This is a genomic window from Anaerotignum sp. (assembly GCF_030625865.1).
Taxonomy (GTDB): domain Bacteria; phylum Bacillota; class Clostridia; order Lachnospirales; family Anaerotignaceae; genus Chakrabartyella.
Map to the genome: position 1 here is coordinate 1 of NZ_DAOUQB010000054.1, position 13989 is coordinate 13989.

Consider the following 13989-nt stretch of genomic DNA (forward strand, 5'->3'; position numbering starts at 1 on the left):
TCCTCCAAAGATTTTTCCATCGTAGGAATTACTTCCGGTATATAAAGCCCTCCATCCGGACAAATCCCTCTTAAAATGGCTTGAGACGCCGTTGCCCGAATAGACTGATCTCTGGTTCCCATATATGTTAAATTTGCCATATCAAATTCCTTCTTCCTCTTCTAAAATTTACGATTAGTTCTATCTTTACAAATTTTTCACCATTTGTCAACCACCATTAAACATTTGTCCATGATTTACAGACACTTTTATTCCCATTTCCATCCTACAGCATATTTATTTTTTAATCTTCCACCTTGTCTTTTTGCCCAGCCCAAGGGAAAACCGTCTACGCAAACCAACGTCCAGCCTTCCTTGCCGTCCGCCTCCACGGTCTCCCCTTTTAAATACCGAATTACCCTGTCATCCTCCAAAGGAAAATCCTGGGTATTCAAAACTTCATCCTTGCTTAGTCCCATAGCAAAGGCTTGTGATGGTTCGAATCGACCTTTTTTCAACGTCCCTAACTGCCAGCCGGTGCGTAATACTCGAAGGCCTTTCATGGAAGGCATGCCCGACGGTAGCAAGTACAAACTATCCCCAAAAATCTTATATGTTCCGTAAAAAGTTGTTTTCAATGTTTCTTTTGCAAAAGCAAAAAAGGGCTCCAGTTCTTTCTCTTTTTCCCCAATCTCACCTGCTAGAGTAAGTTGCTGTGCCTCACCATTTTTCTGCAATAACGCAAGAAAATGTCCTTCTCCTTTTATTTTATGGGGATACAGTCTTGCACAATGATGAAATTCTTGTACGCCCGGGGAAAATCCATATTTCTTCTCAATGGGAACAAGGGAAAATTCCGCATGTTTCTCTAAAAAATGGGCTATGGTTTTCTCGTTTTCCTCCACTGCAAATGTACAGGTTGAATAGAGTATCATTCCGCCCGGACGGAGCATCTTAGCGCAAAATTCCATAATTTTTTCCTGCTCATTTTGGCAAAACGTAAGCATCTCTTTGTTCCAGCTTTTCACCATATCCGGTTCCTTACGAAACATCCCCTCACCCGAGCAAGGAGCATCAATAAGAATTTTATCAAAAAAATCCAAAAACCGCTCCTCTAATCGTTCCGGAGACTCACTCATTACAACACTATTTCGAATACCAAAGAGCTCCACATTTTTCAAAAGTGCCTTTGCCCGCCCGGCACTAATATCATTGGCAACCAAAAGCCCCTCGCCTTGTAGCCTTGCCCCCAACTGTGTAGATTTTCCTCCCGGTGCAGCACAAACATCCAAAACCCGTTCTCCCGGCTTAATGGGCAACGTAGCCCCTGGACTCATGGCACTGGGCTCCTGCAAATAATAAAGCCCTGCATGATAATAAGGATGCTTTGCCGGCCGTTCAGCCTCCAAATAATAAAATCCATTCTCACACCAAGGAACAGGTATCAGAGAGAAAATATCTTTTTTTGCAAAATTACTTGCCGTCGTCTTCAGCGTGTTAACACGCAATCCAAAATACCTTGATTCTTCAAAGGAATCCAGATATTTTTGGTATTCATCTCCCAATAGTTTTTGCATTTTTTCCGTATATTCAATGGGTAATTCCATACTTTCCCTCCAATATTTATCGTTCTTTTTAACATCATACTGAAAAACAGCATAGAATACAAGAAATAGCCAAAAAAACATCTGAAAATCTATATCGTTTTTTATCTTTACAAAGAGCCTTATCTCGTATAAGATAAATAACGTCACTTAATATTTTTTTAAGATTTACAAAGGAGGTTGTTACATGGGAAAAGCAATATGGAAGCCTGGCACAGTGCTTTATCCTGTACCAGTTGTCATGGTATCTTGCGGTACGGAAGAAAAAGGAAATATTATTACAGTTGCGTGGACAGGAACCATTAATAGCGACCCTGCGATGACCTATGTTTCCATACGTCCCTCACGTCATTCCTTTGAACTCATCCAAAGCAGCGGCGAATTTGTTATTAACTTGGTCACAAAAGACTTAGCCTATGCCTGTGACTTTTGCGGGGTAAAAAGCGGAAGGGATATGGATAAATTTAAGGAAATGAATCTTACTCCAAAGAAAGGGGAAAAAGTAAATGCACCCATCATTTACGAAAGCCCTGTAAACATCGAGTGCAAAGTAAAGGATATTATCCCCTTGGGCACACATCATATGTTTTTGGCAGAAGTGGTTTCCGTTAGCGTCAGCGATGAATATTTAGATGAAACAGGAAAATTTCATTTTAATGATACACAACCTGTTTGTTATTCCCACGGCGCATATTTCACTCTTGGTGAACAATTGGGGACTTTTGGCTATTCCGTAAAAAAGCTGAAAAAAACGAAAAAAAAGAAATAAGAAAGAAAACGTATTTAAGGGAGGATTTTTGCAATGTTACAAATCACAGAGGTCAATATCTATTCTATCGATAAAAGCGAGGATGGTTGGGCAATCGAAGGGGAAATTTCTTTTGAGGATGATTTAACTTCAGCCTTTGAAGCAACCTATCTTGCTGATGAAGACGAATTAGAAAATCTTTCTTTAGAATTAGAATTTGAAGAAGGGTATGACTTACGCGCATTGAAAAGGTGGATTGTAAAAGCAGCAAATGACTTTGAAGACTAAAAAATAAACGGCGATTGAAAAACAATCACCGCAAACTGTAGACAAACCTATTTCATAAAACAAAAAGGCTTAGAAACAAAAAATTTCCCAGGCAGAATCCGCAGGATGAGCTTTGCCCATCCGAGGAAAATAGGGCGTTTCAAGACCTTTTGGTCGCAGGAACTCATCTATTTGTCCTCTGCTAACTTGAAAAAAGCTTGAAGGAACTGAGCTTTTTTCAAAAGGTGTCGACTTTATCGACACCCTGCGGCGATTGAAAAACAATCGCCGTTTTTATTACAAATTCTTATAATATCTTTTCAGGGCAGAAATCAAGGTAATCGGCGGAAACCAAATGAAAAAAAATCCCTTCTTTTTCTCCTTTTATGCCGTTATCATGACTGGATTTCCCATGTAAATGTCCATACACTACATGTCGAATCGGATATTCACGAATAATGTCTAAAAAAGCAGAATTCTCCTGCTTATCATTCACTGGTGGAAAATGCATCATCAAAAGAATTTCTTCCGCACCTTTTCGCATGGCACTGTCCAAAGAAAGACGTAGCCTAATCTGTTCCCTTTCGTAAAGCTTTTTATCTTGTGCAGTAAAACGGCTGTCATTTGGACACAGCCAGCCTCTTGTACCACAAATAAATACATTTTCATAAAGATCGCAATCATTTTTTAAAAATCGCATTCCCTCATATTTTCTCTCTAATTTGGCGGCAGACTTCCACCAATAATCATGATTTCCCTCCAGAAATATTTTTCGTCCCGGTAAGTTTTGAATGATCTCTAAATCAGCCGCAGCTTCCTCCTCTTTCATGCCCCAGGAAATATCCCCGGGTATTAAAACAGTATCCTCTTTGCTGATTTTCCTTCTCCAATTTTCAATAATCTTCTCGCTATGGCCTTCCCAGTGAGCACCAAAAATGCTCATCGGTTTCTCTACCGAAAATCCAAAATGAAGATCGGCGATGGCAAATAAACCCATGACACTGCTCCTTTTCAAACTCGATAAACCTCGGCTAACACATTTAGCTTTTCGTTAAACGCTTTCAGCTCATCAATATCCTCATTATTCCACACTTCCACAAACTCCTTATTGATTTCATCCATTTGCTCCAGTTTTGCTCCGAAATATAGATTTTGTATATTGTCCAAAATGTTTGTTACCAGATTCCCCTTTATTTCGTTTAATCTCTGGGCATTGGTGATTTCTTCTCGGATTGTTGACATTTCCCGATCCAAATGAAATGCAGCTTCTGCACAAATTCTAAGTCTCTTCTGCAAGTTATCCGGAATATTACCGCTATATTTATACCTTAGAGAATGTTCTGCCGTTGCCCAAAAATTCATGGCATTGGTGCGAATTTGTATTTCCGCCAAAACTTCCTTCGGTCCAAGGGCCGTGCTCAAAGGATACCGTATGATCATATGATAGCTTCGGTAACCGCTGGGTTTTGTATTGTTTATGTAATCTCTTTCTTCTACGATTGTCATATCTTTTCTGGAGCGAACCATAACCACAACCTTTTCAATATCCTCAACAAACTGGCATAAAATACGAATCCCTGCAATATCCTCTATCTTTTCCTCTATTTTCTCTGGTGGTATTTGCTTTTTTCCGGCTTTTTCTAAAATACTCGCCGGTTTTTTCAATCGTCCCGTTACTGAGTCAATGGGAGAGTAAATTCCCAAGTGTTTACACTCCTTGTCTAAGTATCGGAATTTTAAAAGCAACTCATCCATGGCTTGTTCATAAGGATATAAAAGTTCTTTCCAGTTGACTATTTCCACAACAACACCTCTTCTCCTCGCACTGACTCTTATTTTACTTCAAAACCTTCTTATAATAAAGGGAAACAATATAGCAAAACCCTGTTTATTAATTCATATTCTGACAAAATTCCTCTTTTGTCAAAGAATACCAGTTCTTGTCCATCAGTTCCCCATCATAACGTCGTTCTCCCTTCCTCTGAACCCCTTCAAATTGGAAACCGCACTTTTCAATTACTCGCTGAGAACGTATATTATCCGTATAATGAGAAACAGAAATCAAATCATATGCTTTTTCACAGAAGCCATAGGAAAGAATACGTTTCACTGCTTCTGTCATAAATCCTTTTCCCCAATAATCCTTGCCAATGGCATATCCAATCATTCTTGCATCTTCATTCTCTCTGGTTGAATCAGGCATTAAACCCACAGTGCCAATCAACTTACCGGTTTGCTTTTCAATAATTCCAAATATATCTTCTTTTCCCAAAAATATCTCAGTAAGTAACTGCTTTGATTCTTCCAAACTTTCGTGGGGTTTCCACCCAGCATTTTTTCCTACTTCTTCGTCCTTACTGTATTCAAAAAGTTCTGATGCATCTTTTTCTGTTAAATTTCGCAAAATCAGACGTTCTGTTATTAATATCATAATCATTCCTCCTATTTTTATTATATCACATATACAAAAGTGAAACCACCGCATCCTATTTTGAAAGTATTTTGAAAAAAACTAAAAAACAACTTGACAGTATCCAATTATGATGGTAGGATATCCTTAAAGTTAGTTAAAGCTAACTAATAATTTTATTCGGAGGTCTGTTATGAGTGTTGTAATCGTAGGCGGACACGACCGCATGGTTCGTCAATATATGGATATATGCAAAAAATACAATTGCAAAAGTAAGGTTTTCACCCAAATGCCCGGAAATTTTCGTAACCAAATTGGGAAAGCCGATTTAATTGTGCTTTTCACCAGTACAGTATCTCATATTATGGTTGCCGGGGCGGTGCAAGAAGCGGAACGCAATCAAATTACGATTGCCCGTTCTCACAGTTCTTCTTCTTCCGCGTTAAACAAAATTCTTAGTTCTTACTGTCAGGCTTAAGTTAGTCTTGCCTAACAAAAGGAGGTTTACTTATGTCTGATTTTGAAATGCAGATGCTTTATCATGGTGCCCCTACCCTCTATGGCATTAAGCAGGCAAATCTTTTTTCTTTGCCCTTACCTTGCCTGCATAACTTAAAAAATGAAGTGGCTGTTTATCAAAAACATCTAGAGAAAAAAGGGATTTCTTTGCAGTATCTATACTGCTGTGAAAAGCGTGTATTTTTTTTGGTTTACAGAAAAGAAAAACTACTGAACTATTTTAGTAATCCCAGTGTAAAGGCCTTCCTTATACAAACTGGCTATCCCTTTACTGTAAATCAAGAATCATCCCTTTTGGATACTTTAGCCTATCTTCGCCGTCGTATTCAAAAATGCAATGAATTCCCTCATGAAATCGGATTTTTTTTAGGTTATCCGCCGGAAGATGTTCTCGCTTTCATTGAGGAAAAGGGCCAAAATTATAAGATCTGCGGTTATTGGAAAGTCTACAGTGATGAAAAAACCGCCGTAGCAACTTTTCAGCAATACACAAATTGTAGAAAAAAACTATTACGTCAAGCTTCCAAGGGAATACCAATTCTCTCTTTATTGGAAGGAAAACAAAAATTTCAGGAGGTATTGTAAATGAAAAAAGCTGTTATTTATTGGAGTGGAACAGGTAATACCGAAGTTATGGCAAAAGAAATCGCCCAAGGTATGGGGCAAGACACGGAAATCTTCTCTGTAGATGCCTTCCATGGTAATATTGGTGATTACGAAAAAGTTGCTTTTGGTTGTCCCTCTATGGGTGATGAAGTTTTAGAAGAAGGAGAATTTGAGCCTTTCTTCTCTTCCATCGAAAGCGATCTAAAAGGCAAAAAAGTTGCCTTATTCGGTTCCTATGGTTGGGGTGACGGCCAGTGGATGCGTGATTGGTGCACAAGATGCGAAAAAACCGGCATCAATCTTTTTAACGACGGTTTAACCATCTGCGGATTTCCTGATGCAGACGGCAAAGCTCAATGCTTGCAACTTGGTCAGGAATTTTCAGCTTACTAAAAACTGGGTAACATCATCATCTTGCGATCCTTTTCCTTTGAAGGCACTTGAAAAACGGGTGCCTTCCCCTTTTATTGAAAATACATTTCTTTTACATCCGTCACCAGATTTTAATGAAATTTCCATACAAACAAAGCGAAAATGAAAAAGGCAGCCAGAGATTATCTTCGCCGCCTTTTATTTTAATTAATATTTATTATCTGAAATCTCAACCTGATCCATCTGTGTTTCTTCTGATAACTGATAAAGGTTACCCATATAATTTTTTTGATCTTTTATCTTGAATTTGGAAATTAAATGTCTTAGTGTTTGTGCCTGCCCGGATAATTCTTCACTGGTAGCCGCACTTTCTTCCGCCATTGCTGAGGTTGTATGAACCACATCAGTAATTTGTCCCAGACCATCATTCACTTGCGCAATTGCCACTGATTGCTCTTGAGCATTTTGAGAAATATAGTTGATTGCTTCAATGATCTTCTTTGCTTCGTCTACTACCGTTAGTAAAGAATCAGCTGTATCATTCGCCACTCTAAAACCAACATCAACAGAACTCAATGAACTTTCAATCAACTTTGTAGTATCCCTTGCCGCCTCTGAACTTTTCCCTGCCAAATTTCGGACCTCATCCGCAACAACCGCAAAACCTTTACCTGCCGCTCCCGCTCTGGCAGCTTCTATTGCTGCATTTAACGCAAGAATATTTGTTTGGAATGCAATATCCTCTATGGTTTTGATAATTTTTCCTATTTCGCCGGATTTATCTTGAATGCTGTTCATAGCATCCAGCATTTCTTCCATCTTTTGGTTGCTGTTTTCCATTGCAATTCCAATCTTCGAAGCTTTCTGGCTTGCTTCCACAGCATTTAAAGCACTGTCATCAATTTGCTTGGAGATATCTGTAAGAGTTTTTGAGAGATCTTCAACGGAACTTGCCTGCTCTGTGGCACCTTGGCTTAAAGATTGTGCTGCACTGGCAACTTGCTCCGAACCGGAAGATACCTGCTCTGCAATGAAAAACATCTCTCCAAAGGTTTGATTTAAGGAATCTTGAATATGATTTAAAGCTTTTTTAATGGCTGCAAAATCTCCAAAATATTCCCTTTGAATTTCTTCCGTTAAGTTCCCTGCGGCAATCCCCTCTAAAATAAATGAAATCTCATTTATATAACCTGATAGAGTTTCCGATGTTTCCTTAAAAATGTTGGCCAATACCCCTAACTCATCTTTGGAAGTCACCCTCATACTTTTATCCATACTTAAATCGCCGGCGCCCATTTTTTCAGCCATACTCATTACTCCTTTTACTGGAGCCAGACCTTTTTTCAGTGCAAAATAGCTAAAAATAGATAAAACGAGCAATCCCAGCAGACCTATTGCAGCAATCAAATAGGTGATGCGATTCACTACAGCCAGGGCCTCCCCTTTATTTACTGCAAAGGCACTGGACCACAAAGCATCTGTTCCTTCTAATGTAACAGGTTTATGTACAATCCACGCATCCTTATTCTCCGAATATTCATTTTTATCCTCAACTAATATTGCTGTTCCGTTTTCAGCAGCATCCAATATCTGTTGATCGTTTTCTGAAACCGCCTCAAAGGTCTGACCAATTCTTTCTTTATCCAAGTTGTCCGCAATTAAAGCACCTTTCCCTGTCATAACATAGGTATGAGCAGACTGATATCCTCCATCAGTATAAGCTAATGAATCTATACTGTCTGTTAAAACATCACAGGTCGCAGTCCCAATAAAATTACCCGAACTATCTATGATAGGTGAGCACAATGTAATTAACCAAACGGTTTGTCCGTTGGATAATTCATAAGAATAAGGTTCTGTAATATGTGTAGACAATTTTTGCTTTGCAGGTGCGTAGTAATCCGCAGTTCCGTAAATATTATAATCATGATTAATATCTAAATTCGTTGTTGAACCATCTCGATACAAATAATATGAAAGACCTTCAGGTGTATTAGGAAAAAATTTATTTGGTTCAAAAGCAAAATAAGCAGAAAAAATTTTCTCATCTTTTAATACATTTTCCAATGAGTCAATCAGCATACGTTCCGCTTGTTCCTGATCCAATGTTTGATATCTGCCAACCTCAGAAGCCAGGCTTAATGAAAAAACATACATATTCTGCAAATAAGCACTTGCAACCGCCGCATTTGCATCTGCAATATAAGTTATTTCTTTTTGAACTTGATTTGTTACGACCTTTCTAGTCATACCGGCCAAAGAAATACTGATTGCCGTAATAATAATAAAAATAATACATGTGTTAATTATCGGGATCTTAACTGACAATTTGTTTTTCCAATTCACTTCACTCATATATTCCCCCCTCGTTTTATTCGACAAAATACGCTAAAATTCTACATATATATTTCTTATTATAAGCCACTTTTCTTTTCTGTCAAATAATATTTAAGAATTTTTTAGCAATTATAGCATTTTTTAAAAGACCCCTCTTCAAATTCAAAAATCTCTCCCTAATACTACGGCTTATGTTCCATGATAAATATAATAAATTGATCACATCAAACTATTCCCTAAAAGACAGTGCACTTCATATAAAAATTTTTCTTCCCACAAAAAAAATAGGCTCCTATGAATTAAATTACATAGAAAGCCTATTTTGATTACAATTTATTGATTTTACATCCTATCGTATAAAATGGTTCCCTTAGGAGTGGTCACAGTGATTGCAAGAAGAACAATCCCCTCCACAACTGCATCCACTACCTTTTTGCTTTTTTAAATGCTGTATAATTCCAGCAACAATTCCTATTAAAGCCAATCCCACAACCGCCGTTCCAGGTGTCATAACAATACCTCCTTTTTATCCAGCAACACTAACGGAAACCTTGTTATCCTTAGCCTTTGTATTTGAGCGAAATAGCAAGTAAAGAAAGCCAATAATAATTAAAATTGCAATTGCCGTTCCCACACCAAATGCAGAAATGCCTGTAATGACTGCGCCAATTTGATATACACAGAAAGAAACGGCATAGGCAAAAATTGTCTGATATCCAATGGCAAACCATGTCCATTTTGCGCTGTTCATTTCCCTTTTAATGGCGCCAATTGCTGCGAAACAAGGTGCACATAATAAGTTAAATACCAAGAAGCTAAATGCTGAAACCTGCGTAAAGCTTGTTGCCAGGGTTCCCCAAATCTCTGCACCATCCTCTGCTACCTCTGCGAAGCCGAAAAGAATAGCAAAGGTATTTACTACATTCTCTTTTGCTACAAATCCCATCATTGTTGCCACTGCCGCTTTCCAATCGCCCCAACCCAGTGGTGCAAAAATCCATGCAACAGAATTACCAATAGTAGCAAGGAGACCATCGCTTAAATCTTCAACCATACCAAAGGAACCATCTACATAACCAAAGTTAGACAAGAACCAAATTACAATAGCGGAAAGTAAAATAATGGTACCTGCTTTCTTAATGAAAGACCAACCTCTTTCCCACATACTCCGTAATACGTTTGAAACCGTAGGCATATGGTAAGCAGGAAGCTCCATAACAAAGGGAACCGCATCCCCAGTAAACATTTTCGTCTTTTTTAAAATAATACCTGATATAATAACTGCCGCAATCCCTATAAAATATGCACTCGGTGCAACCCAAGGTGCTCCATTAAATAAGGCACCTGCAATCAAAGCAATAACGGGAAGCTTTGCCCCACAAGGAATAAACGTTGTTGTAATGATTGTCATTCTTCGATCTTTTTCATTTTCAATAGTTCTGGACGCCATAATCCCAGGGACACCACAACCAGAACTAATTAGCATAGGGATAAAAGATTTTCCTGATAAACCAAAACGGCGGAAAATACGATCCATAATAAATGCAACACGAGCCATATAACCACAGGACTCCAAAAATGCTAAGAAAAGGAATAATACAAGCATCTGAGGAACAAAGCCCAATACGGCACCAACCCCGCCAACAATACCGTCCAAAATCAATCCTTGCAACCAATCAGCACAATTGATTTGAGTCAGAAAATCACCAACTAATGTAGGAATGCCGGGTATCCAACGCCCAAAAAATTCCCATCCTTCACCAAACACACCATCGTTAGCCCAATCTGTTGCATAAGTACCGATTGTCGTAACGGAAACATAGTAAACTAAAAACATAACTACTGCAAAAATAGGTAATGCCAGCCAACGATTTGTAACAACTCTATCTATACGGTCAGAGGTAGATAAATTCCCTTTATTGTGCTTCTTATAGCATCCCTTTATAATTTCTCCAATATAAATATATCTTTCATTGGTTATGATGCTTTCACTGTCATCATCCAATTCTCTTTCAACTTTCGAAATAATACCTTCAATCTCAGCAGGTGCTATTTTTTCTTGTAGAATTTTCTCATCTCTTTCAAAGAGCTTAATTGCATAAAAACGTTTCTGTTTTTCATGAACTTCTTCAGGCAAACGTACAGAAATGGCAGAAAGTGCGTCCTCTACTTCAACGGAAAAGTTATGTACCTTAGAGTTGCCACCTTGAGTTGCCACCTCCAATGCAGCCTGAGCCGCTTCTTTTATGCCCTTTCCTTTTAAAGCCGAGATCTCTAAAACAGGACACCCCAATTTTTCTGATAATTGCTTTATATTGATAGCATCACCATTTTTCTCCACTACGTCCATCATATTTACGGCAATTATCATAGGAATTCCTAATTCCAGCAACTGAGTTGTCAGATACAAGTTTCTTTCAAGATTTGTGCCATCTACAATATTCAAAAGCGCATCCGGCTTTTCGTGAATCAAATAATTCCTTGATACCACTTCTTCTAAAGTGTAAGGAGATAAAGAATAAATACCTGGTAAATCCGTAATGATTACATCCTTGTGTCCTTTCAGTTTACCTTCCTTTTTCTCAACTGTTACACCGGGCCAGTTGCCGACAAATTGATTTGAGCCGGTCAAAGCATTAAACAGTGTTGTTTTACCACTGTTTGGATTTCCGGCAAGTGCAATTTTTACTGACATAATAATCCTCCTTGTTGTTAGTTGAAACTAACATTTGCACAAAATTAGCATTCACTAACTTCAACCTAACATTTTACTCAATCACAACCATTTGCGCATCTGCTTTTCTTAAAGAGAGCTCATAGCCTCTTACTGTAATTTCAACCGGATCGCCCAATGGTGCAACCTTGCGCACAAAAACCTTAACACCCTTGGTGATGCCCATATCCATAATTCTTCGTTTTACAGGTCCTTCTCCTATAATCTTTAGCACAGAAATGTGCTCACCAACTCTAGCTTCTTTTAAAGTTCTCATTCATATCCCTTCCTTATACCAAAATCCTACAGGCCATTGATTTGCTAATTGCAACTCTCGATTCTTTTACATTTACAATAACATTCCCATTATACTCTGAAATAACAGTCACTTCACTTCCTGCTATAAACCCAAGGGAAGCCAAAAAACGCTGTAATTCATCCTTTCCGCCAATACGCTTGATTGTTTGTGGAACTCCAGCACTTGCTAATGTAAGTGGCATCTTCATTCCCCCTTCCCTTTAATTGTTATCCTAAGCTAACTTATGAGAAAAGTTTACCACGCCTAACTCATTTCGTCAAGTATTATCTTGATTTTATCTGCAAACAATTTTCTCAAAATCAGTACTATTTAAACTTATTACCCACTATTTTTATTCACACCCAATAATAAATATAGCAGCAAGTATATATTAAAATGAATGTATCTTTCATTCGCTAATGCTAACAAGCCGGTACAACATAAAGTTATCCTTTTACTTAATAACAAAAAGCCTCTAAAGAAAACGTTAATTTATTTTTTTACAAATAAAAAAAGTGTCAATATGACACTTTCTAAGCGCGAGACGAGATTCGAACTCGCGACCCTCGCCTTGGCAAGGCGATGCTCTACCACTGAGCCACTCGCGCAAAATGGTGCCCAGAACCGGAATCGAACCAGTGACACGAGGATTTTCAGTCCTCTGCTCTACCGACTGAGCTATCTGGGCACATATTTTTTTAGCGGTTATGCCCGAGACCGGGGTCGAACCGGTACGGGTGTTACCCCGCAGGATTTTAAGTCCTGTGCGTCTGCCAATTCCGCCACTCGGGCAAATACTTGCTCGTTTCAAACCGCCTATTTAATATATCAAAGACAAGCTAATTTGTCAATACTTTTTTTTAGGATTTTTTTATTTTGCATATATTTAAGTACAAAAACATATTTCGCCTTTAAACCTGTACTCCGTCTAAAATATACTAAATTATTTACTATTCTCTCTTACCCACATTTTTGTTTGCAGTGCCATCATTATAGTAAATGCCCTCATCAGTCATTCCATCTCGATATATTACTTCTCCATCGCTGTTTCTGCCTTCTAAATACGCAATATCCTGATACACATCCTCATTGTCTTGGTATTCCCATTCTCCCCAAATTAAACCATCATGATTTACAGGCAGCGTTACTTCCTGAATTGATGGATTTTCAAAATCACCATACTCAATCCTACAATATACCTCCCTAATTTCAGGATTTAAAGAAAGCCCCATAATTTCCCCTTCGTTGAAGGTATATGCTGACACTACTTTGTTGCGAGAATAACATCCTGCTATTCCATCATTCATTTTCTTCCAAAGAACCCCAAAAGCACGCTTTACAGTAACTGCGGAAAGATTCCCTTCCCATTTTCCTAAAATTAGTTTTCCGCCCTCTGCAAGCTCATATTCACCTAATATTTTTTCAGAAGGTCCATAGCCCAGACCTCTTTCATAGGCATAAAAAATACCTTCCGCCGAAAATCGATATTCCCCCAGACGTAGAAAGGAAAACAATAGCAATGGAATTAGAATCATAAAAATAACAATTTCCTTTTTACGTTTCATCTGCCATCACCCTCCCTTCTGTTAAATCAATAGATATTTCCTTATTTTCTGCCACTGGAAGCACAACCTTTGTTGCATTAAAAGGTACATCATCAAGATAGAATTGTCCCCTTGCATAATAGCCCCCGCTTGCCCATCCACCCACACCTCTGATCACTTCCACCTCATCAACATAAGCATAACTCAATCCAAAAGAGTGAGTGCGTTTTATACTGTCCGAAAAAGGATTTGTCCATGTAGCATAGCGAATTTCCAAGGTTTTGTCCTCATAATACATTATTTTCTCAATGATATACGTCGTATCATATATCTTTTCTTTGTAATCCACATCAATGGTATATACCAAAGGGCTATCGTATTCCTCTCTATACATGTCAAAAGCAGAGCAAACGCTTATATAAACTGTTGAAAGCACAGGAAGAAAATTTACAATAATCAATACAATCACTATATCCTTTAAGACTCTCCAAATCCATCCCAGAACAGGGGAATGGACTTCATTCAACTCCTCTCCAATTTCATCAGCATCGCCCATACAGTTCAAAACAGCCTTCTGCGCCCCTATCTCGTC

General features: G+C 38.3%; 17 protein-coding genes and 3 tRNA genes. 5 read left to right on the plus strand and 15 right to left on the minus strand.

The annotated features are described in order from the left end of the window. Together P9Q65_RS13330 and P9Q65_RS12065 are read right to left on the minus strand one after the other, a co-directional pair. Positions 1 to 140, minus strand: a 140-nt coding sequence (locus P9Q65_RS13330; RefSeq protein WP_334307205.1) for a hypothetical protein, incomplete at its 3' end; no start/stop codon positions are given. A gap of 108 nt (positions 141 to 248) precedes the next feature. Beyond that, positions 249 to 1586, minus strand: coding sequence for an RsmF rRNA methyltransferase first C-terminal domain-containing protein (locus P9Q65_RS12065; RefSeq protein WP_304509676.1), 1338 nt, complete (start codon positions 1584 to 1586; stop codon positions 249 to 251). Positions 1587 to 1770: 184 nt separating this feature from the next. On the opposite strand from P9Q65_RS12065, the gene P9Q65_RS12070 reads away from it, so the two are divergent. Further along, positions 1771 to 2352: a flavin reductase family protein gene (locus tag P9Q65_RS12070; RefSeq protein ID WP_304509677.1), complete on the plus strand. Its 582-nt coding sequence runs from the start codon at positions 1771 to 1773 to the stop codon at positions 2350 to 2352. A 33-nt stretch (positions 2353 to 2385) separates the two neighbouring features. Next, positions 2386 to 2619, plus strand: a complete 234-nt coding sequence (locus tag P9Q65_RS12075) for a hypothetical protein (RefSeq protein WP_304509678.1) — start codon at positions 2386 to 2388, stop codon at positions 2617 to 2619. Positions 2620 to 2905: 286 nt separating this feature from the next. On the opposite strand, the gene P9Q65_RS12080 is transcribed toward P9Q65_RS12075, so the two are convergent. The 3 genes from P9Q65_RS12080 to P9Q65_RS12090 all read right to left on the minus strand — a co-directional run bounded on the left by P9Q65_RS12080 (position 2906) and on the right by P9Q65_RS12090 (position 5029). After that, a complete protein-coding gene (locus tag P9Q65_RS12080) occupies positions 2906 to 3595 on the minus strand; it encodes a metallophosphoesterase (RefSeq protein ID WP_304509679.1) in 690 nt (229 codons plus the stop codon). 14 nt (positions 3596 to 3609) lie between these two features. Beyond that, positions 3610 to 4401, minus strand: a complete 792-nt coding sequence (locus P9Q65_RS12085) for a GTP pyrophosphokinase (RefSeq protein ID WP_304509680.1) — start codon at positions 4399 to 4401, stop codon at positions 3610 to 3612. 88 nt (positions 4402 to 4489) lie between these two features. Then, positions 4490 to 5029 (minus strand): GNAT family N-acetyltransferase, encoded by a 540-nt coding sequence (locus tag P9Q65_RS12090; RefSeq protein ID WP_304509681.1) that lies wholly within the window; start codon positions 5027 to 5029, stop codon positions 4490 to 4492. A 172-nt stretch (positions 5030 to 5201) separates the two neighbouring features. On the opposite strand from P9Q65_RS12090, the gene P9Q65_RS12095 reads away from it, so the two are divergent. From P9Q65_RS12095 to P9Q65_RS12105, 3 genes are read left to right on the plus strand one after another with little or no spacing between them, the layout of a single operon-like run. Further along, positions 5202 to 5486, plus strand: a complete 285-nt coding sequence (locus tag P9Q65_RS12095) for a DUF2325 domain-containing protein (protein WP_304509682.1) — start codon at positions 5202 to 5204, stop codon at positions 5484 to 5486. Positions 5487 to 5518: 32 nt separating this feature from the next. Then, positions 5519 to 6112, plus strand: coding sequence for a DUF3793 family protein (locus P9Q65_RS12100; RefSeq protein ID WP_304509683.1), 594 nt, complete (start codon positions 5519 to 5521; stop codon positions 6110 to 6112). Beyond that, complete coding sequence (locus P9Q65_RS12105; protein ID WP_304509684.1) at positions 6113 to 6526, plus strand: flavodoxin domain-containing protein; 414 nt, start codon at positions 6113 to 6115, stop codon at positions 6524 to 6526. A 186-nt stretch (positions 6527 to 6712) separates the two neighbouring features. On the opposite strand, the gene P9Q65_RS12110 is transcribed toward P9Q65_RS12105, so the two are convergent. The 10 genes from P9Q65_RS12110 to P9Q65_RS12155 form a co-directional block, all read right to left on the minus strand. Continuing rightward, positions 6713 to 8860: a methyl-accepting chemotaxis protein gene (locus P9Q65_RS12110; protein WP_304509685.1), complete on the minus strand. Its 2148-nt coding sequence runs from the start codon at positions 8858 to 8860 to the stop codon at positions 6713 to 6715. 352 nt (positions 8861 to 9212) lie between these two features. Next, positions 9213 to 9353 carry a FeoB-associated Cys-rich membrane protein gene (locus P9Q65_RS12115; protein WP_304509686.1) on the minus strand — a complete coding sequence of 47 codons (141 nt, stop codon included), beginning with the start codon at positions 9351 to 9353 and terminating at the stop codon, positions 9213 to 9215. A gap of 15 nt (positions 9354 to 9368) precedes the next feature. Further along, positions 9369 to 11537 (minus strand): ferrous iron transport protein B, encoded by a 2169-nt coding sequence (gene feoB, locus P9Q65_RS12120; protein ID WP_304509687.1) that lies wholly within the window; start codon positions 11535 to 11537, stop codon positions 9369 to 9371. Positions 11538 to 11610: 73 nt separating this feature from the next. Then, a complete protein-coding gene (locus tag P9Q65_RS12125) occupies positions 11611 to 11832 on the minus strand; it encodes a FeoA family protein (RefSeq protein WP_304509688.1) in 222 nt (73 codons plus the stop codon). A 13-nt stretch (positions 11833 to 11845) separates the two neighbouring features. Further along, complete coding sequence (locus P9Q65_RS12130) at positions 11846 to 12055, minus strand: FeoA family protein (protein ID WP_304509689.1); 210 nt, start codon at positions 12053 to 12055, stop codon at positions 11846 to 11848. A 334-nt stretch (positions 12056 to 12389) separates the two neighbouring features. After that, a tRNA-Gly gene (locus P9Q65_RS12135) sits at positions 12390 to 12461 on the minus strand. Positions 12462 to 12465: 4 nt separating this feature from the next. Further along, a tRNA-Phe gene (locus P9Q65_RS12140) sits at positions 12466 to 12541 on the minus strand. Between the two features lie 20 nt (positions 12542 to 12561). Beyond that, positions 12562 to 12645: transfer RNA gene (locus P9Q65_RS12145), tRNA-Leu, on the minus strand. 158 nt (positions 12646 to 12803) lie between these two features. Next, positions 12804 to 13418, minus strand: coding sequence for a hypothetical protein (locus tag P9Q65_RS12150; protein ID WP_304509690.1), 615 nt, complete (start codon positions 13416 to 13418; stop codon positions 12804 to 12806). Next, a partial coding sequence (locus P9Q65_RS12155; protein WP_304509691.1) for a hypothetical protein occupies positions 13408 to 13989 on the minus strand: 582 nt, incomplete at its 5' end. The genes P9Q65_RS12150 and P9Q65_RS12155, both read right to left, overlap by 11 nt.